12 protein-coding genes and 1 pseudogene are annotated in these 17,800 nt (G+C 75.4%); 6 read left to right on the top strand and 7 right to left on the bottom strand.

Going from position 1 to position 17,800, the window contains the following annotated elements:
* The first annotated feature begins 190 nt into the window (after positions 1 to 190).
* The 5 genes from AB0E19_RS04890 to AB0E19_RS04870 all read left to right on the top strand — a co-directional run bounded on the left by AB0E19_RS04890 (position 191) and on the right by AB0E19_RS04870 (position 7,060).
* Positions 191 to 1,075 carry a hypothetical protein gene (locus AB0E19_RS04890; protein WP_362173323.1) on the top strand — a complete coding sequence of 295 codons (885 nt, stop codon included), beginning with the start codon at positions 191 to 193 and terminating at the stop codon, positions 1,073 to 1,075.
* Complete coding sequence (locus tag AB0E19_RS04885; RefSeq protein ID WP_362173320.1) at positions 1,072 to 3,486, top strand: hypothetical protein; 2,415 nt, start codon at positions 1,072 to 1,074, stop codon at positions 3,484 to 3,486. Before AB0E19_RS04890 ends, AB0E19_RS04885 begins: the two co-directional genes overlap by 4 nt.
* Positions 3,483 to 4,679 carry a PE-PGRS family protein gene (locus AB0E19_RS04880; protein WP_362173317.1) on the top strand — a complete coding sequence of 399 codons (1,197 nt, stop codon included), beginning with the start codon at positions 3,483 to 3,485 and terminating at the stop codon, positions 4,677 to 4,679. The genes AB0E19_RS04885 and AB0E19_RS04880 overlap by 4 nt, the downstream gene beginning before the upstream one ends.
* A complete protein-coding gene (locus AB0E19_RS04875) occupies positions 4,676 to 5,218 on the top strand; it encodes a Pycsar system effector family protein (protein ID WP_362173314.1) in 543 nt (180 codons plus the stop codon). The genes AB0E19_RS04880 and AB0E19_RS04875 overlap by 4 nt, the downstream gene beginning before the upstream one ends.
* A 921-nt stretch (positions 5,219 to 6,139) precedes the next feature.
* Positions 6,140 to 7,060 (top strand): M48 family metalloprotease, encoded by a 921-nt coding sequence (locus AB0E19_RS04870; RefSeq protein ID WP_362173311.1) that lies wholly within the window; start codon positions 6,140 to 6,142, stop codon positions 7,058 to 7,060.
* 70 nt (positions 7,061 to 7,130) lie between these two features.
* Here AB0E19_RS04870 and AB0E19_RS04865 read toward each other — a convergent pair whose 3' ends face one another.
* Positions 7,131 to 7,607: a hypothetical protein gene (locus AB0E19_RS04865; protein ID WP_362173308.1), complete on the bottom strand. Its 477-nt coding sequence runs from the start codon at positions 7,605 to 7,607 to the stop codon at positions 7,131 to 7,133.
* A gap of 53 nt (positions 7,608 to 7,660) precedes the next feature.
* The gene (locus AB0E19_RS04860; protein ID WP_362173306.1) at positions 7,661 to 8,983 is read right to left on the bottom strand and encodes a hypothetical protein; all 1,323 of its coding nucleotides are present in this window, start codon (positions 8,981 to 8,983) and stop codon (positions 7,661 to 7,663) included.
* Between the two features lie 166 nt (positions 8,984 to 9,149).
* Between AB0E19_RS04860 and AB0E19_RS04855 the strand changes: the two genes are divergently transcribed.
* A complete protein-coding gene (locus AB0E19_RS04855) occupies positions 9,150 to 9,842 on the top strand; it encodes a 1,4-alpha-glucan branching protein (protein ID WP_362173303.1) in 693 nt (230 codons plus the stop codon).
* Between the two features lie 18 nt (positions 9,843 to 9,860).
* Here the strand turns inward: AB0E19_RS04855 and AB0E19_RS04850 are convergent, their stop codons facing one another.
* The 5 genes and pseudogenes from AB0E19_RS04850 to AB0E19_RS04830 all read right to left on the bottom strand — a co-directional run.
* Positions 9,861 to 12,887, bottom strand: coding sequence for an AAA family ATPase (locus AB0E19_RS04850; RefSeq protein WP_362173299.1), 3,027 nt, complete (start codon positions 12,885 to 12,887; stop codon positions 9,861 to 9,863).
* 222 nt (positions 12,888 to 13,109) lie between these two features.
* Entirely contained in the window at positions 13,110 to 14,807 is a 1,698-nt protein-coding gene (locus AB0E19_RS04845) for a S8 family serine peptidase (RefSeq protein ID WP_362173794.1), read from the bottom strand.
* Positions 14,808 to 15,658: 851 nt separating this feature from the next.
* On the bottom strand, positions 15,659 to 16,525 hold the full coding sequence (locus AB0E19_RS04840; RefSeq protein ID WP_362173296.1) for a GNAT family N-acetyltransferase: 867 nt from the start codon (positions 16,523 to 16,525) through the stop codon (positions 15,659 to 15,661).
* Positions 16,526 to 16,696: 171 nt separating this feature from the next.
* Entirely contained in the window at positions 16,697 to 17,623 is a 927-nt protein-coding gene (locus AB0E19_RS04835) for a hypothetical protein (protein WP_362173292.1), read from the bottom strand.
* Positions 17,620 to 17,800 (bottom strand): annotated as a pseudogene (locus tag AB0E19_RS04830) (SPFH domain-containing protein); the annotation flags it as partial. The gene AB0E19_RS04835 and the pseudogene AB0E19_RS04830, both read right to left, overlap by 4 nt.

Below are 17,800 nucleotides of genomic sequence, written 5' to 3'. Positions count from 1 at the left end.
GTCACCCCGCGTGACCCCCGACATGCTCCGGACGCCTCCGCGCGCCCCCCCGCGACGCACCCCCGGCGTTCTGTGCACACGGTCACAGACGGGGTGTGCCCGCTGCCGTCGCCCCGATCCCCCCGCGACTGACATCGTCGCGACATCCCCACGGCCCCACCGAAGGCCCCGTCACCAGTGGAAGGCGTCCATGCGCGAGCCCGTCAACAGGACCATCCTGCTCCTCGACATCGAGAAGTTCAGCCGCCGCGACGACGTGGTGCAGGCCGTGCTCCGCCGCCGCCTGAACAACCTCGTCGACCAGACGCTGGAGGCGGCCGGCGTCGAGCCCACCCAGCAGTACCGCGAGGACCGGGGCGACGGCCTGATCGTGCTCCTCAGCGGGGACGTCGCCAAGACCGCCCTGCTGCGCGCCCTCCTCACCACCACCCCCGACCTGCTCCACGAGCACAACCTGCTCGCCTCGGACAGCGCGCAGATGCGGCTGCGGATGGTCCTCGCCGCGGGCGAGGTCGCCCACGACCCCCACGCCAGGACCACCGGCGGCATCGTGGGCCACGACCTCAACCAGGCGTGCCGCCTGCTCGACGCCGACGTCCTGCGCGCGGCGCTCGCCGCCCGCCCCCACGAGCACGCCGTCCTCGCCGTCAGCGCGCCCGTCTACGAGGGCATCGTCCGGCACGGACACCGGGGCGTCCGGCCGGAGCTGTTCCGGTCCGCCGACGTGACGGTGAAGGACGGCGTCCTGGCCGCCTGGATCCACCAGGGGGCCGGGGAGCCGGCGGACCCCGAGCCCGGCCGGGCCGCGGAGGCAGGGACCGAGCCCGGTCCCGTACCGCAGGCCCCGTCGGCCGAACCCGGCCCGCCCGCAAGGGAGTCGAAGCCGGAGCCGGAGCGCGCCTCCGCACCGGAGCCGGAGCCGGAGCCGGAGCCCGCGCGGTCCGCGCCCGTGTTCCACTTCCACGGCGCCCCCGTCGTCCACGGCTCCTTCGTCGCCGGGGACCAGCACGGCGTCAGCGGCGGCACCGTCCACGGCGACGTCGTCCTCGGCGGCACCGATGGGAGCCGGACGTGAGCGTCCCCCGGGAACAGCCCCCCGCCCCCGGCGAGCCGGGCGCCCCGCCGCCGACCGAGGGCGCACCCGCCGCCGACGCGGCCGCGGAGACGGAGTACGACGGGACCGACACGGAGACCGAGTACGCCTGGCACTCCCGCCGCGACCTCTACCGGCACAGTCCCGGGTTCATGCTCGGCCGCTCCGCCCGCATCGGCGGCTCCGTCGTGGCCGGGGACCAGCACGGGGTGAGCGGCGGCCACGTCACCGGCGACGTCGTCCTCGGCAGCAAGGTGGTCGAGTACCACCTCGGCGGTGACACCGAGGAGCGCTCCGGCGAGATTCCCGCCACGGAGGTCGAGGACCTCGCCCGGCTCTTCGTACGGCCGCGCGCCGAGGACGGGGACGGTGCCGCCGGCCAGGAGGGCCGGGAAGGCCGGGAGGGCCGGGAGGGCCGGGAGGGCCGGGAGGAGCAAGAGGGGCCAGAAGGGCCGGAGGGGCCGGAGGCGGACGGGCCGTTCGGGCGCGCGCTCGACGTGCTGAGGACGCGCCGCGTCGTGATCCTCTCCGGACCCGCCACCACCGGCCGCCACTCCGCCGCCCTGATGCTGTTGCGCGAGGCCGGCGCCCGCTCCTACCGCGCCCTCGACCCGGGGCTCGGCGCGGGCCGGCTCGCCGGCGAACTCCGCGACGGCTGCGGCCACGTCGTCGCCGACTTCGCCGCCACCCCCGAACGCCCCCTGCTCGAACACCACCTCCGCGCCCTCGGCGAACGGCTCCAGGCCACCGACGGCCACCTCGTCCTCGTCACCGGACCGCACCCCGCCGTCCCCACGGGCATCGGCCATGTGGCGTGGCGGCCGCCCGCGCCCGAGGCCCTCCTCGCCGGACACCTGCGGACCAAGGACCTGGCCGGGCGGGCCGTCGCCGAACTCCTCGGACTCGCCGAGGTGAAGGCGGTCCTCGCCCACCACCGGCCGGTCGCCGAGACCGCCCGCTTCGCCGACCACGTCGCCGGTCACGCACGCGGGACGGTGACGCTCGCCGCGCTCGGCTCCTTCGGGCACGTCGCGGCCGAACGGCAGGTCCGCGCCTGGTTCGACAGCGGCGAACACACCCTCCACGACAAGGCGTTCCTCATCGCCCTCGCCACCTTCGACGAGGCCCCCTACCCGCTCACCGCCGAACTCGGCGACAGCCTGTACGGACTCCTCCAGCGCATCGAGAACCCCGGCGAACCGGCCCGCATCCCCGTCTTCGGCACCTCCAGCGCCCAGCGCGTCGAACAGGCCCTCGCCGAGCGGTACCAGGAGCCGGAGCAGACCGAGTGGGGACCGGTCCTCCAGACCAAGGTCCAGTTCCGCGACAAGCTCACCGCGCTCACCCTGCTCCGCGAGGTCTGGACCGGCCACCCCTCCTCCCGCCCCGCCCTCGTCACCTGGCTGCGACGGCTCGCCGACGACCCCCGGCCCGTCGTCCGCACCCGGGCCGCCGCCACCGCCGCCGTCATGCTCCAGGCCGACCTGCCGTCCGCCATGGCCCTCCTCGTACGCGGCTGGGCGGGCGGCCGCAGGCTGCGGGCCCGGCTCGCCGCCGCCAACGCGCTCGCCCTCGCCCACCACCTCGGCGCCCCCCACGTCTCCCGCATCCTGGCCGAGTGGTGCACCGCCCCCGACCACCGGCTGCGCTGGACCGCCGTCCGCGCCTACGCCCTCGTCGGCGACGCCTTCCCCCGCGAGGCCCTGACCGCCCTCACCGAGGCCGTACGGGGCATGGAGGCGCGCGGCGGGCCGGTCCGCGGCTGGGCGGAGGAGCGGGACGAACTCGCCCAGTCCGCCGCCGCTCTCCTCCTCGCGGGCGGACAGGAAGCGGCCGGCCGGGGCGACTGGAGCGCCGCCGCCGACCTGTGGGTCGACCTGCCGGGCCTCGCCCGCGGCACCACCCGCGACTTCGTGCTGCGCGCCCTCGTGCACGCCTGCGGCCCCACCGACGGTCCCGACGGCTTCGGCCGCCCGCTGCTGCTCGACCTGTTCGGCCGGGCCGATCCCACCCCCGGCACGGACGGGGCGGCCCTGCGCCAGGCCCTCGCCGCGCTCTGGCGCAGCGTCCTCAACGACCCCGTCTGCTCGGCGTCCGGGCTCAACGTGCTGCGCGTCTGGGTCCGGTCCGCGGACTCCGACCCGGACGCCGAGGCCGCGCTCGCCGGGCTGCTGCCGCTCCTCGCCGTCTCCGCCGAGGACCACCGCCGGCTCGCCTACCTCCTGGAGAACCTGCGGGCCGAACCGGTCGACCCCGCCCTCGGCCCGGTGCCGGTGGCGGTCGCCCTCCGGCTGCGCGAGGCCCTCTCCGGAGCGCGGCCCGCCGCCCCCGCCGGCCCTTCCGATCCCTCCGGCCCCTCGTACGAACCGTTCCAAGGAGCAGCGTCACGATGATGAACCAGCCGCCCCAGTGGCAGCAGGACGCCCACCGTCACACCGTCCTCGCCGACCCCGTGATCACCATCCAGGAACTGTCCCGCTTCAAGCCGCTGCGGGCCACCCGGATCGACCACGCGCTCGTCTTCACCACCGCGCAGGGGGCGCTCGACACCTTCCTGCCGCCGAGCCGCCCCAGCCGCACCGAGCTCGCCACCCGCCGCTGGACGAGCGTGTACGAGGTCGACACCGGGCGCCACGAGGCGACCGCCGTGCTCGCCCTCGCCAGCCAGAACGACGCCTTCCTCTTCGAGGTCTCGCTCGACTGCACCTGGCAGGTGACCGACCCGGCCGCGTTCGTCGCCGGCGGGGAGCGCGACGTGCCCGCCCTCGTGCGGCGCTCCGTCGAGCAGATCCTCCGGCCCGTGCTCCGCGGCTACGCGATGGAGGACAGCGGCGCCGCCGAACTCCACGCCCGCAAGGCCCTCGAAGGCGCCGGACCGATCGGCGCGGCGGCCGGGCTCGCCGTCCACTGCGGCCTCCGGATCCGGCGCGACGAGGCCGCCCTCGAACAGGCCCGGCGGCTGCGGGAGATCGCGTTCGCCCAGGAGCAGCTCGAACCCCGGCACGGCCTCCTCATGCGCGAGGACGAACTCGCCGCGCAGCGCGCCCTCGCGCAGGGCCGGCAGCAGCACCGGGTCGAGCTCGAACGCCAGGCCCTCGACCACGAACGCCGGGTCGCCCGCGGGAACCAGGAGCTCGAACTCCAGGCGATCGAGGCGCAGAAGATCGACTTCTACACGTACTACCTGGAGCGGGGCGGCCCCGCCGCCATGGCCTTCCAGCTCGCCCGGCACCCCGAGGACACCCGCCTGATCATGGAGAACCTCCGGGCCGACCAGCTCCGCCTGATGGACAACCAGCTCAACGTCGCCCTCCAGGCGCTCGGCGGCGGGCCCGGCGGCCTGGAGGAGCACCAGATGGACGAACCGCGGCGGCTCGCGGCGAACGTCATGAAGGAGGTCCTCAGCGCGAAGCTGTACCAGGGCGGAGACCGCCGACTGCCCCCCGGCACGGCCGATCCGACGCCCCCGGAAGCCGCCCCGATCCCGCCCCAGGCGCCGCCGGCACAGCCGCCGGCGGAGGCCGCCGACGCCGAAGAGGCGGGCGAGGTCTTCGGATACCCGACCCCTCCGAGGCCGCCGCGATGACCACCACCCCGCAGTCGCAGCCGACCCCGGCCCCCGTACACGTGCCGGGACGGCGCACGGCCGAACGCCTCCTCGCCGAACTGCGCCTGGAGGCCGCCCGCGCCGACACCAAGGGCTCCGTCCTCGTGGCCGCACAGGGCATGGCCGCGGCCGCGCTCGTGGGCGTGCTCGCCGTACGCGGCTGGCACCCCACGCAGCTCGCGGCCCTGGGCCAGGTGATGTGGTGGACGGGCGCCGCCTGCTTCCTCGTCTCCCTGATCGCCCTGCTCATGGCAGTCGTCCCCCGATACCGCGCGGTCGACTGGACCCCCGGCGCGCCGCTCACCCACTTCGCCGACATCAGGGGCGCCGCGCGCCACGGCCGGGCGGCCCTGGAGGAAGCGCTGCGGGAGACCGACCGGTCACCGGACTCCGCCGTCCTCACCTCCCTGATCGAGAACAGCCGGATCGTCTCGATCAAGTACGGCTGGCTGCGCGCCGGCATGGCCGGCTTCACCGTGGCCCTGGTCCTCCTCCCGGGCGCCCTCCTGACCGGCTGACCACCCCGCCCCACCACCCCAGGAGCCCCCACCATGCCCGACGCCACACCCCCACAGCCCACCCCCGACCCACCTCAGCCCCCGTCACGGTTCCCCGGCGAGCCGGTCCCCGCCCACCCGGCGGAGCCGGTCCCCGCCCACCCGGCGGAGCCGGTCCCCGCCCACCCGGCGGAGCCGGTCCCGGCCCACCCGGCGGAAGCGGCTTCTCCCCTCCCGGCGGAGGTGCCTCCGCAGTACCCGGGGGAAGCGCCCCCGTCGTACCCGGGGGAGGTGGCCCCCGCCTCCCGGGGACGGACGGCCCCGCACCACCCGGAGGAGCTGCCCCCGGAGCCCCCGGGGGAGGTGCCTTCGTCGTTACCGGGCGAGGCCCCGTCGTACCCGGGGGAGACGCCCCCGTCGTACCCGGGGGAGACGGCTTCGGCTCACCAGGGGCAGATGCCCCCGTCGTACCCGGGGGAGGTGCCCCCGTCCTTCCCGGGGGAGGTACCTCCGCCGTATCCGGGTGGGGCGCCGCCGCAGTACCCCGTGGCGGGCCCGCCCGCGTATCCGGGCGACGGGCCTTCGGCGCCTCCGGAGCCGGGTGTGCCGACGGATCCGGAGGACGTGGCCCCGGCGTACCCGGAAGGGGCACCCCCGGCGTACCCGGGAGAGGCCCCCTCACCGGACCCGGACGAGGCGCCCCTGGCGTACCCCGTTCGATTGGAGGCCCCGCCGTATCCCGGTCGGTCGGTGGCCCCGTCGTATCCGGGCACCCCGTCCCCGGGGCGTGTCCCCCTTCCGCCGGTTCCACCTCCTCCGCCCGTACCGGCCGCTCTTCCGGCCCCGTACGGAGGCGGGGTCGGTGCGGAACGGGACGATCTCGAACTGGCCACCGGACGAAGGGTGGTGAAGGCGCGTCAGCGAGGCGTCGACGGGGCCGCGTTGTCGCATCTGCTGCTGACCGTGCCGATCGGGCTCATCAGTCTGGGGGTCGTCACCTTCGCGTCGGCGATCGTCCACGTCGCGCTCGGTGTCGTCGTGCCGATCGCCTGGCTGCTCTCCGGCCCGCTCGTCTTCAACCGGCGGGTCGAAACGGCCATCGCGCAGCGGATGTTCGGGATGCGGCGGCCGTCGCCGGAGGAGGCGCGGCGGCTCGACGCGGTGTGGGAGCAGGTCACCCGGCGCGCGGGGGTCGACCGGGAGAACTACGAGCTCTGGGTCCAGGAGCGGGCCGGGCTGAACGCGACCGCGGCCGCGGGTCACATCGTCGCCGTCACCCGGCACGCGCTGGACGGGCTGTCCAACGCCCGGCTCGCCGCGGTGCTCGCGCACGAGCTCGGGCACCACGTGGGCGGGCACACCTGGGCCGCGATGCTGGCCGACTGGTACGCGATGCCGGCCCGCGTGGCCGGGCGGCTGGTCCTGGCGCTGATCGTGTTCCTGTTCGGGGTCAGGAACAAGGCGGGCTTCGCCTGCGGAGGCTGCCTCACCCTGATGATCGGCTGGTTCCTCTTCAACCTGACCGTCGTCCAGGGCATGTGGTGGCTGGTCGTACCGGTCACGGTCGCGCCGCTGCTCGTCGCGTGGCTCCACCGCCACGCCGAGTTCAAGGCCGACGCCTACGCCGTGGGCCTCGGCTTCGGGGAGGCGCTGGAGGACGTCCTCGTACGGGAGGGGCGGGGCGAGGCGGCGGCCTCGCTGCCACCCGGGACGCCGGCACCACCGACGCCGGCACCACCGATGCTGCCACCGGTGCCCGCCCCGCCGGACGGCACCCCGTCCGCTTCCCGGGCGGCCCACGCCAACGTCGAGGCCCGGTTGCGCAACGTGCGGCTCGTCATGAGCGGGCAGCTGCGCCGGTGAGAGCCCGGTCCGGCGGCCGTGCGCGGGGGGCATGGCCGCCGGACCGATCCGCCCCCGAGGGGCGGGCGGGTCAGCGGAAGACGGACGAGAAGGAGTCCAGCTGGATCCAGGTCACCGGGTTGGCGGTCTGGGGGCCATACACCTTGAGCGCGCGCGCCGTGTTCGCCTCCACGCGGATCGCGTTGATGCCCTGGCTGTTGTTGCGCGGCACGACACCCCGGGTCAGCTTGGGCGGGACGATCGTGGCCGGCAGCGTACCGAGCGTGGCGTCGGCGGTGAGGTTGCAGGTGAGGGTGCCGCGCAGCTGGAGGAACTCGGTGCCGGCGAGGCGGATGACCCGGGCCTGCAGCGGGGCGGAGGCGTCGGGGGTGATCCCGGCCGCGGGGGTGATGGTGGTCCAGTCGACGACGGTCTGGCAGCCGTCGACCACCTCCGCGGCGGCCGGCGCGGCCGTCGCGAGCGGGACGGCGACCGCCGCGACGGGCGCGGCGAGCGCGGCGGTGAGCAGGGAGCGGCGGCTGGTCGACGCCGAGGGCGACGTGGTCATGAAGTGGTCCTCTGGATAAGGGGAGTCGTAACAGGGGCGAGTGGGGCGGCGGGTCAGCGCCAGGCGACGGAGACGCCGTCCAGGTCGATCCAGGTGATCGCGTTGTCGGCGTAGGCGCCGTACGCCCACAGCTCGCCCCGGATGTTCGCCTCGACGCGGCACACGCAGCGCCCGGTGTTGTTGTTCCGCGGCACGTTCTGCCGGGTCTGCCGGGTCGGGCGGAGCCGGTGCGGCAGGGTCGCGATCCTGCTGTCCGCGGTGAGGTCGCAGGTGAGGGTGCCGCGCAGCTGGAGGTAGGTGGTGCCGGCCAGGGCGACGAGCCGGCCGCGCGGGCGCTCGGCCCCCGCGGTGACGCCGGTGGCGAGCGTCAGGTCCTCCCAGTCGGACAGGACCTTCACGCCGTCGACGGCGGGCTTGGTCGGGTACCAGCAGACCGTGACGTCGCGCGAACCCGTCGTGCCGGGCACGGTGTTGCTGAAGCCGAACAGCAGCCGCGTCTCCTGCGTCGCCGGGTCGACCTCGACCGCCACGCCCTCCGGCTCGCGCCGCTCCAGGCCGTCCGCGCCGGTGACGACCTGCCGGTCGAGACGCTGTCCGGTCGTCCAGTCGTACGAGGTCATGAAGGCGATGCCGGGGAAGGCGCTCGGCACCGTGTCCGGGTAGGTCTCCGCGTCGTACGGCGCCCAGTGGTACGCGTACAGCACGTCCCCGAGCGTCTGGTAGCCCTGCGAGGTGAGGGTCTTCTCCAGCGGGTACGGGGACGGCACGGCCGGCGTGACGTCCTCGCCGGCCGGCATGACGAAGGTCGTGCCGACGGGCGTCCAGTCACCGGCGGCCGCGAGGTTCGCGTCGTACCGGGTGAAATGCCGCTTTCCGTCCTTGTGGTACATGACGGTCAGCAGGCCGGTGGTCGGGTCGAGCGAGGGACCCGTGCCCGCAGTGGAGCCCGGCGGGGTGAACTTCTGCGCCTGCGGGATCGCCGCCGCGTCGAGCACGCCGCCCACCACGAACTTGAACCGCGTCACGCTCTTCCCGAACGCGACGCCGCTGCCGGTGACGTGCACCGGACCGCACTCGGTCCACAGGTAGCTGTCCGCGCCCACCGGCTGGCAGCCCATCGAGAGCCCGTGGCCGAAGCCCTTCAGCTGCATGGAGCCGGTGACCGCGCCCGTCGACCGGTTGATCCGGTTCAGGTACATGTTGCCGGAGTCGCCCGGCGCGGTGGCCGACGACTCCAGCTGGAGCACGAAGACGTGCCCGTTGACGGTGTCGGTGGCTATCGCCTGCGGGGCGGGGCCCTGCACCAGGTCCACCGTCTGGATGAGCCTGCCGGTGACGCCCGACAGGTCGACGCCGTTGGCGTCCGTGAATCCCATGTTCTCTCTCCCCCGCGGGTCCCCTCCGGACCCACGTCCCGCGCATCATCACACGAGGGGTCCCGGTCCCCGACGGCGAGGCCCGGGCCGCCCCGCGCCTGCCCCCGCGCCCCCTCTGTTACGTTGACGGGCGCCCCCCGCCCCGACGAGAGGAAGCGACCCCACCATGGCCCTCATCCACCGCACCACCATGCGGCCGACCAAGCTGGAGCTCCTCGCCGACTGGCTGCCGACCCGCGCCTGGTACGCCGCCGGTCCGCACGCCCCGGCGCCCGTGAAGGCCGGCGGGTTCCGGCTCGACGACCCCGAGGGCGAGGTCGGCGTCGAGTTCATGGTCGTCACCGACGGCGAGGGTCCGGACGCGGTCGCCTACCTGGTGCCGCTGACGTACCGGGGCAAGCCCCTCGACGGCGCCGAGCACGCCCTCGTCGGCACCTCCGAGCACGGCGTCCTCGGCACCCGCTGGATCTACGACGGTGCCCACGACCCGGTCCTCGTCGGCGAGTTGTACGCCCTCCTCGCCGGCCGCGCCGTGCCCCAGCAGCAGTCCGTCAGCGACGCCGTCGACCCGACCGTCGCCGCCGTCCTCGACGCCGCCGCCGTCACCGCCGGGGACGCCGAGCCGCTGGAAGCCGTCGACGGCGCCGGCCACACCGACATCCGCGTCCGCGTGGGCGGCGACGGGGCCGAGCCCCTCACCCTGCGCGTCCGGCGCGTCCTGCGCCCGGCCGGCGAGGACGGGGAGCGCGGGGAGCACGGGGCCCTCGGCGGCGTCACCGCCGAGTGGACCCCCGCCGGCCCCGAGGGCGGCGAAGTCACCCCCGTACGCGGTGCGTTCGTGACCGTTTACCGCCCCTGAGGCGAAGGGGGCCCGGGCTCAGGGACGCAGCGCCGTCGCCAGCTGGGCGCGGGAGCGGACGTCCAGCTTCTGGTAGATGCGGGTCAGGCGGGCCTCCACCGTCTTCACGCTCAGGAAGAGCTTGGCCGCCGCCTCCTGGTTCGAGGCGCCCTGGCCCACCAGCCGGGCGAGCCGCAGCTCCGCCTCGGTCAGCGAGGCCAGCGCCGTGGCGGTCTCGTCGCCGCCCGGCGCCGCCCCGGGCAGCTCGCCGGCCGGTGCCTCCGTGGCCAGCGCCAGCCAGGGTGCGGCCCCGGCCCGCTCGAAGACCGTGGCCGCCGTGTGCAGCGCGGTCTGCGCGGCCGAGCGCCGCCGCCGCTTGCGCTCCACCCGGGCCAGCGCCATCAGCGCACGCCCCTGCTCCAGCGGCAGGCCCGCCTCCGCGAACCGGCTCGCCGTCCCGGTCAGCAGCTCCGCCGCCTCGTCCGTCCGGCCCTCCGCCGCCAGGCACAGCGCCTGCGCCCGGTCGCAGCCGAGCAGCACCGTGGACCGGCCCAGGCGCCCGGCGACCGGACGCACCTCGGCGAGCACCGCGAGCGCGTCCTCCACGGCGTCGTGCGCGAGCAGCGCCTCCGCCAGCTCCTCGTGCCAGCGCAGCATCGACGGGTCGACCGTCGACTGCGCCCGCTCGTCGGTCTGCACCCGCCGCAGCGTCTCCAGGGCCGCCGCCACGTCGCCGTTGATCAGCTGGACGCGCCCGAGGGCGTACCGGCTGCGCGAGAGGAAGACCCGGTCGCCCTCCTCCTCCGAGGCCTGCACGCTCCGGCGCGCGTAGCTGGCCGCCCGGCCCAGGCTGCCGCCCGCGGTCTCGGCGAGCGCCAGGGCGTACCAGGCGGGGCCGGGGGACAGCCCGGCCTCCAGGGTGAGCGCCAGCGACTGGCCCGCGTGCGCGAGCGCCGCCCCGCAGGCGCCGATCCGCGACTCGATCTCGGAGAGTGTGCGGAAGAGTTCGATGGCGTCCTCGACCGAGCCGCGCCGCTGCACCAGCGGCAGCAGCCCGTTCAGCTCGTCGCGGGCGTCGACCAGCCGGTCGTCGAAGAGGGCGTGGCGGATCGTCAGGATCTGGGCGGCGTTGCGGATGCCCAACGGCCGCTCGGCAAGCTCCAGTTCACGGGCCCGGGCCAGGACCGGCTCGGCGTCGGGAGAGCCGAGGGCCCGCTCCATGCGGGCCTGGACGGTCAGGGCCTGCGCGGCCGTCCGCGGGTCGCCGACCGAGGCGGCGAGCGCCGCGGACTCCATGGCCGCCGTCCGGGAGCGCTCCGGATCGCCGTCCGCGAGCACGTACTTGACGGCGAGGCGCAGCTGCACGGCGGCCCGCAGCGCCGTCTCGCCCTCCGAGTCCTCCATCGCGTGCACGTACATGTCGTCGAGGTCGGTGAGGCCCTGCCCCGCGGTGTCCAGGACCGCGAGGCGGGCCCGCACCCGGTCGGTGGGGGAGGCGTCCCGGGCGAGCAGGTCCGTGGTGGCCCGCATGGCGAGGTCGGCGCGGGCTGCCCTGGCCGCTTCCTCGGCCGCGTCCACGAGGCGTGCGATCCGCCGCACCCCGTCCCGTCCGGGCGTCGACTCCGCGGCCAGCAGGGCCAGTTCGGCGGCGAGCGCGTTGTTGCCGCGCCGCCGGGCGGTCTCCGCGGCGGCCGCCACCTCGGCCGCCAGCTCCTCGTCGGGCCGGTCGGAGGCGAGCGCCCGGTGGCGCACCGCCTCCACCGGGTCGTCCACGACCTCGGCGAGCGCCGCGTGGCCGGCGCTGCGCTCCGCCCAGCAGGCGTCGTGCACCAGCGTGGAGGGCAGCAGCCCGGCGGTGAAGACGAGCGAGCCGTCCTCGGCGAGCGACACGAGCCCGGCCCGCTCGGCCGCCGCGAGGTCCGCCTCCGCGTTGGGCCGTCCGGCGCGCCGCACCAGCGTCGCCGAGGGGCGCAGGGCGAGGGCCGCGAGCAGCAGGGTGGCCCGCACCGGCGGGGGAGCGGCGCCCAGGAGCTGGCGGGCGAGGTCGCGGGCGCGGCCCGAGAGGGTCAGCGCCTCCGCGTGGTGGACGGGCGTGCGGGCGTCGGCGAGGGAGCGGCCGACGGCGAGCGCGAGCCGCGGGTTGCCGCCGCTGGCGCGGTGGATGCGGCCGGCCATCCGGGACGGCAGCCGGTGGTGGATGAGGAGTTCGGCGATCTCGTCGGCCTGGAGCGGCGGCACGAGGAGCAGGTCGGCCTCGGACGGCACCCACAGGTGCGCGGAGTGCCCCGCGCCCGACCGGCCCGGGTGTCCGGCGGCGCCGTTGCCGGGCTCCGGGGTGTCGGCGCGATGGGTGTCCCCGTACGGCTCCGGCGTCTCGACCGCGATCACCCGCAGCGACGGCGGCGCGAGGTGGAGGGCGAAGCGGAGCAGGTCGGTGCTGTCGGGGTCGAGGAACTCGGCGCCGTCGACGACGAGCAGCACCGGACCCCGCGAGGTCAGCGCACGCAGGATGCGGGCGATGCCCAGGCGCAGCGCGATCGGGTCCCAGCCGCCCTGCTGGATGGGGGCCTCGCGGCACAGCATCGCGACGGCGGTGCGCTGAGGCCCCGGCAGGTCGTCGAAGACGCCGGAGGCGAAGACCCCGGCGGGGAGCGCGTCGGCGGCGGGTGCGGGGCCGCCGGGGGCGGTGGTGATGGTGCCCGGGACGTCCTCGCCCGCGAGCCGTTCACCGGCGCGCGGGATCGTCTCGGCGGCGCGCGGGCCCGGCCAGGCGACGGTGCTGGCGACGGAGGCGACCAGGGCGGCCGCGGCGGCGCCGGGTATCGCGCGGTCGGCGGGGAGCGCGGCGAGCCACAGCACGGTCTCGCCGCGGGCCTCGGCCCGGGCGGCGGCGGCCAGCGCGACCTCGGTCTTGCCGACGCCGGCGGGGCCCGTGAGCAGGGCCCGGCCGCGCGCGTGGAGGACGGATTCGAGGCGGGCGAGGAGCTCTTCGCGGCCCACCGGGGCCGGGGGGCCGGCCGCGCCGGGGGTGCGTGCGGGCAGGGGGCCGTTCGGAACCGTCGTCACCTGGTCGCCACCTCCGCCCGTGGGCCCCGCCCATGAGCCCTGCGCAGAGGATACGGAGCCCACCGCTTCCGTCCAGGGTCCGTGTCCGGCATACGGACACCCGACACCGGGCGGATACCTTTCCGGAACCCGGCGACGCCCCCGTGGTGTAGACCACGAGGGCGTCGCTGACCAGCGATGATGCTGGTGTGGGGGGTGGTGTCAGAACGATGGAGCGGAGGCTCAGAAGGTGAGACTCCAGGAGTCGATGTAGCCGGTGTCACCCGTGGCCACATCGCGGACCCGCAGCTGCCAGGTGCCGTTGGCGACCTCGCTGGAGGCGTCGACCGTGTACGTCGTGAGGACGTTGTCGGCGCTGTCCGAGCCGGAGGAGGCCTTCAGGTTGCGCACGGTGCCGTCGGGGGCGACCAGGTCGATGACCAGGTCACCGCGCCAGGTGTGCTTGATGTCCACGCCGACCTTGAGGGCGGCGGGGGCGTTGCCGGTGCGGCCGGTGACGGCGATCGAGGACGACACGGTGGTGTTGTCCGAGATCGTCACGTTGTCGGCGTTGGTGAAGACGGTGCCCGGCTGGGTGGTGGTGCCGGTGACCGCGTCCACGGTCTTGGCCGCGTCGGCGATGCCGGTGCCGCAGCCGCCGGAGCACGTGCCGGGCAGCGGGCGGGCGTTGCTCTTGATCGCCGTCTCGATCTCGGCCGGGGTGAGCGTGCTCTTGGCCGACTTCAGGAGGGCGGCGAGGCCGGCGATGTGCGGCGCGGCCATGGAGGTGCCCTGGTAGGGCTTGTAGTTCTCGGTCGACTGGGTCGTCGTGCCCGAGTTCAGCGTCGAGTAGATCGCGTTCTCGGGGGTGGTGACGGTGCCGGGCGTGTCGGTGGCGTTGCGGGTCTCGCCGCCGGGGGCGGACACGTCCACGAGGGTGCCGTAGTTGGAGTAGTACGACCGGGAGCCGGCGCGGTTGGTCGACGCCACGGTGATGACGTTCGAGCAGTTCGCGGGCGTGAAGCCGGAGGTGTTGGCGTTGCTGTTGCCCGCGGCGACGACGACGGTGGTACCGCGCGAGACGGCGCCGTTGATCGCGGTCTGGTAGACGCTCGGGCAGGAGGAGCTGGCGCCGCCGAGGCTCAGGTTGATGACCTTGGCCGGCGTCGGGTTGGCCGGGACGCCGGGGACGGTGCCGCCGGAGGCCCAGGTGATGGCGTCGGCGATGTCGGCGGACGAGCCGCCGCACTTGCCGAGCACCCGCACGGGCTGGATCTTCGCGTTGTACGCGATGCCCGCGATGCCCTTGGTGTTGTTCGTGACGGCGCCGATGGTGCCGGCCACGTGGGTGCCGTGCCAGGAGGAGCTCGACGCCTTGGAGCCGGTGCCGCACTCGCCGTCGGTGGCGTTCCAGTCGCCCTCGTCCTTGGCGTCCGCGTCGCGGCCGTTGCCGTCGCGGGCGTCGGCGGACGTGGAGATGAAGTCGTAGCCGGAGACGACGTTGGACGCGAGGTCCGTGTGGGCCGCGTAGCCGGTGTCGATGACGGCGACGGTGACGCCGGAGCCGGTCGTCTTGTCCCAGGCCGACGGGACGTTCATGCCGCCGGTGGCCTCGAAGAGGTCCCACTGCTTGGCGTAGTCGGTGTCGTTCGGGGCCACGGCCATGGCGTAGGCGCGGACGTCCGGCTCGACGGTCGCGACGGACGGGTCGGCGCGGAAGGCGGCCATGACCTCGTTCACGTCCTGCGGGGTGGCGGTCTCGCCCAGGTCGACCAGGGCGCCGCCGCCGGCGAGGCGACGCTCGAAGGAGAGCTCCTCGCCCGTCTTCGCGGCCTTCTCGGCGGTGTCGGTCTTCGCGGCCGCGTTGGAACCGGCCTCGGCCGCCTGGGTCTTGTAGGTCACGATGACCTTCTCGACCGGGGCGGTGGGAAGCGCCTGCATGCTCTGCGAAGCCGGCGCCGGAGCGGGCTTCGGGGAAGGAGCGGCCGGGGCGGCGGCGAACGCCCCGGTGGTGGTGACAGCGGCACCGATGATCGCGGCGGTGGCGACCACGGATATGACTCTCCGCCTGGAACCGTTCAAAGTGCTGGCCCTTTCGAGTACGACGTGGTTGCGGGCAGTGGCGGCGGCGCGGGAGGCGCGGAGCGAAGTGGGGTCGCCGCCGTGTTCCCTGGGCTGGGGGGCCCGTGCGCCGCCACCGGCGCCGACGGCCCGGGTCAAGGCCGTCCCCGGCGGGGTCTCCCCGCATGCACCTGTCACATGTCAGCTGCGATGCGGGGGATGATATCCGCCGGTGCGGAGGACAGTAGGGAACGCGAAGGTGAACGCGATACGGGGAAAACCCTTGTCACCCCTCACCCCCGGGGAGGGGGTCCCCCGAGGGGATCCGGCCACGGAGCCCGAGGTTCCGGCCACGACACCCCCTGAGCGCCCCCGATGCGCCCCTCCTGTAAGCGAACTGGCCGAATCCGACCCGCTCGCGGGCACACGAAGGGGCGCGCGAGGGGAGCGTACGCCTCCTGGTGCGGGCTCCCGCACGCGGGGGGTGGTGGTGAGGGGTGAGGGGTGCGGCGTCCGGGAGGTCGGATGTTGGATCCGACATCCGGGATATCGGATCCATTTCGGCCTGGATGCTGGATGTTGGATCCCGTATCCGGGATGTCGGATCCGATATCCGTGACATTGGATCCAGTCCGGCGTGGACCTCGGATGCGGATGGTGGATCCGATCTCCGGGATATCGGATCCAGTCCGGTCGGCCCTCACGCGCCCGATGCCGGCCCCTGCGCCCGCTCAGCCGAGTTCGAGCGTCGTCACCCCGAAGACCCGCTCCCGGGCGACCGGCCGCACCGGGCCCGTGTACATACGGGCCGTCTCGAAGGTCGGGGTGAGGCCGCGTTCTTCGGCGATGCGGGCCGCGGCCGGGTTCGTCTCGGGCATGTCGACGGCGACGGCCCGCGCTCCGAAGCCGCGGGCGGCCTCGGCGAGCGCGTCGAGGAGGGCCGCCGCGTCCGCGGGGCCGTCGGCGAACAGCGGTCCCACGCGGGCCTCGTCCTGGCAGGGGCGGACGACGCCGTAGCCGGTCACCCGGCCGTCGACGACCCGTGCGAGCGCGCGGTGCCCCGGGGTCGTCAGCCAGGCGGAGAGGAACCGGGGCCGCTCGGCGTGGTGACAGGCGGAGTCGTACGCCGCGAGCAGGGCGGGATCGACCCGTTCGGCCGGCACCACTCCGGTCACCGGGCGCTCCGGAGGCGGGACTTCTCCGACATAACGGGCGGTCCGGTAGGCGGTGACGAAGCCGGAGCGCCGGTAGTTGTCCTGCTGCGCGGGCACCCCGTCGAGCCCCACCACCCGTCCGCCCGCGTGGGCCAGGCCAGCCCGCCAGGTGGCGATCCCGAGGCCTTGGCCGCGCAGTTCGGGGCGGACGAGGTAGAAGCCGAGGAAGGCGTACGCCTCCCCGTAGGTGACGACGGAGACGGCGGAGACCGGCTCCCCGTCGAGCCGCCCCAGGAAGAAGCCGGCCGGATCCTGCGCGAAGAAGGCGTCCGCGTCCGCGCGCCCGGGGTTCCAGCCCTCCTCCGCGCACCAGGACCGCACGAGTTCCCACTCGGCGCGGGTGGCGGGGGCGACGGCGACGGTACCGGGGGAGGGAGGGGTCATGGCCGGCCTTCCGGGGAGGGGGCGGGGTGCGCGGCGTCCGCGCGGCCTCGGCCCGCGCCGCCGCGGATGCCCGCCCAGGGGCACGTTGCCGCACCCCAAATCGGTCAAAGCGCCCCACCCTAGCGCTCTCTGAGGGGCTCCCCGATGTGCCGCCGATCGATTCCGGCCGGGTCAGCCCACCAGCCGGAGGCGGGTGTCGGCGACGGTGAGCCGCACGGTCTGGCCCCAGGTCAGGTCGAGCGCGTCGGACTCGACGCCGTCGCCGAAGGCGACCAGGCGGTCGGACTCGACGGTGAGCCGCAGGCCCTGCCCCGGGCCGATGAGCCCCTCGACCCGGCTCGTGCCGGTCGTCGGCGAGGGCCATGCCTCGCGCACGAACCAGGCGAGGCGCGGTTCGGCCGGCCCGGGCAGGGCGAGTCCGCTGGAGCGCTGCTGCCAGAGCGAGCGGAGCCAGCCGGTGGCGCCGGTGCCGGTCCCGGCGAGCACCCCGGAGGACGCCTGCGCCTCAGGGGCCCCGCCCTCCGCGCCGCCCCGCTCGCGGCCGCCGCCCACCGGGGCGTCGAGCGTGTACCGGGCGGTCTGGTGCCCCGCCGGGCCCACGTAGATCTCGTTGAGCGCGAGCAGCCGCTGCCCGTCGTCGGTGGCCGCCGCGACCATGGTCAGCTCGTCGGCGGCGACCCCGGCCCCGGCCGCGTACGGCAGCAGCCGGCGGGCGTCGGCGGGCCGGTGCCGGACGAGGACGCCCGCGTTGCGTCCCGGGTCCGCGTCGATGCCGACGACGGGCTGCCCGGCGAGGTACTTGGCGGTGTTGGCGACGAGTCCGTCCTGGCCGACGACCACGACCACGTCCTCGGGGCCGAACAGGAACCTGTCCAGATCCGCGCGCTCGACCCGGGTCTGCCGCCAGGTCAGCGGCACGGCTCCGGCGACGGCCGCCAGCGCCCGCCGCGTCCGCTCGTGCCGTTCGCGGACCTCGTCGGCCGAGCGTCCGCGCGCGGCGAGGAAGAACGCGGCCTGCCCGTGCGTCCCGTGCCGGGCGAGCAGCTCCTCGTACTCCGTCCTGCGGTGCACGAGGACCGCCCGGGGCGCGAGGCTCACGCGCCCGCCCCGCCGCCGTGCCCGCCGCTGCCGCCGCCGAGCTTCGAGAGGAGGCCGGTGAGGACGTCGGGGGAGAGGGTGAGGTGCTCGATCCGGGGCAGCTGCTCGGCGGCCCGGGTGAGCGCCAGGGCCCGGAGGACGGCCGGCTCGGCCGCGGCGTGCGCCTGGAGCCAGACC

Source organism: Streptomyces sp. NPDC047974, from assembly GCF_040653375.1.
Taxonomy (GTDB): domain Bacteria; phylum Actinomycetota; class Actinomycetes; order Streptomycetales; family Streptomycetaceae; genus Streptomyces.
This window is presented reverse-complemented; position numbering and strand designations above follow the sequence as displayed.

Excerpts from the sequence above, each read along its gene's own strand:
- AB0E19_RS04875 (WP_362173314.1), top strand. The coding sequence starts at position 4,676 with ATGACCACCACCCCGCAGTCGCAGCCGACCCCGGCCCCCGTACACGTG.
- AB0E19_RS04855 (WP_362173303.1), top strand. The coding sequence starts at position 9,150 with ATGGCCCTCATCCACCGCACCACCATGCGGCCGACCAAGCTGGAGCTC.
- AB0E19_RS04865 (WP_362173308.1), bottom strand. The coding sequence starts at position 7,607 with ATGACCACGTCGCCCTCGGCGTCGACCAGCCGCCGCTCCCTGCTCACC.
- AB0E19_RS04840 (WP_362173296.1), bottom strand. The coding sequence starts at position 16,525 with ATGACCCCTCCCTCCCCCGGTACCGTCGCCGTCGCCCCCGCCACCCGC.
- AB0E19_RS04845 (WP_362173794.1), bottom strand. The coding sequence starts at position 14,807 with ATGCAGGCGCTTCCCACCGCCCCGGTCGAGAAGGTCATCGTGACCTAC.
- AB0E19_RS04860 (WP_362173306.1), bottom strand. The coding sequence starts at position 8,983 with ATGGGATTCACGGACGCCAACGGCGTCGACCTGTCGGGCGTCACCGGC.
- AB0E19_RS04890 (WP_362173323.1), top strand. The coding sequence starts at position 191 with ATGCGCGAGCCCGTCAACAGGACCATCCTGCTCCTCGACATCGAGAAG.
- AB0E19_RS04880 (WP_362173317.1), top strand. The coding sequence starts at position 3,483 with ATGATGAACCAGCCGCCCCAGTGGCAGCAGGACGCCCACCGTCACACC.